This is a genomic window from Brevibacterium renqingii, assembly GCF_017808105.1.
Taxonomy (GTDB): domain Bacteria; phylum Actinomycetota; class Actinomycetes; order Actinomycetales; family Brevibacteriaceae; genus Brevibacterium; species Brevibacterium renqingii.
Genome location: NZ_JADBHF010000031.1, coordinates 1 through 910, shown reverse-complemented (window position 1 = coordinate 910; position 910 = coordinate 1). Strand labels below are relative to the sequence as shown.

Here is a 910-nt window from a genome sequence, read left to right as displayed (position 1 = left end):
GAAAAAGCCTGCGACAATCGCATTGATCACTCCTTGTCAACTGCAGGAAGCGACCTCCGTCACCTTGCGATACTGGCATTGGGACGGTTTTCCAAAGATCCGGAGCGGCGATCTCTAGATCAATTTTGGCAGATAGCGAAGGCTGCTCCGCCGGGCAGGTCAGTCGGTCGTGCAGTTGACGAAGCTGTTGCGCTATCTGAGGACACGGACTAGAGGCATGGCCTTCGTTGAAGTGCAGCGCGATGAATAGCTACGAGGGTAGGGCCGGGAGCCGAGATTGGGTCAACGCACCCGTGTGATCGCTAGCCTTAACGCGGCGAACGGGGCGAGTCCGACTAGAGTTCCGACGCAAGTGCAGGCACCGAAATCCACTTCTAGCATGACGTTGGTATCAGCTTGGAGGGGGCGGCAGGTGTCATCTGACTCGGCGGGCTGTAAAGCGCGTCCCAAGGCCAGGAAGCCAATCAATAATAGAAGCTGATACAGGCCTCCAACAGCGAATACCATGCAATGACAGGAAGTTGCGATTGAACTGCCAAGCGTCTGGTATCTTCCTTGTTATGGACCCTGAGGACTATGACAAATCGCGCGATGGCGAATCGCCGCTGCAACGCCCCTCGATGGTGGAAAGATGGCGCAGACTGCTGGGGCTTAGCAAGTACAGTGGTGACGGCACAAATGCTGCAGAGCGGAGCGGCCGGATTTCGCTCTCCAGAACGGCCTCAACCCATACCCATCGCGACAGCTCTCCAGAAGGAACCGAGCAAGACATTGCCCACGCATATCAAGATCTGAAACACGAAGCGGAAGAGCTTCGTAGGGCGAATGCAAAGCTTTCATCCGAAATGCGCGAAGCCCAAGGACGACGTGAAGCCGCGTCGGACGGCGTGGCACAAGAGGTCTCTTCCAC

1 protein-coding gene is annotated in these 910 nt (G+C 56.6%); it reads left to right on the top strand.

Annotated elements, in window-relative coordinates:
- Positions 1-560: 560 nt before the first annotated feature.
- Positions 561-910, top strand: a 350-nt coding sequence (locus tag IHE57_RS16155) for a hypothetical protein (protein WP_209374683.1), incomplete at its 3' end; no start/stop codon positions are given.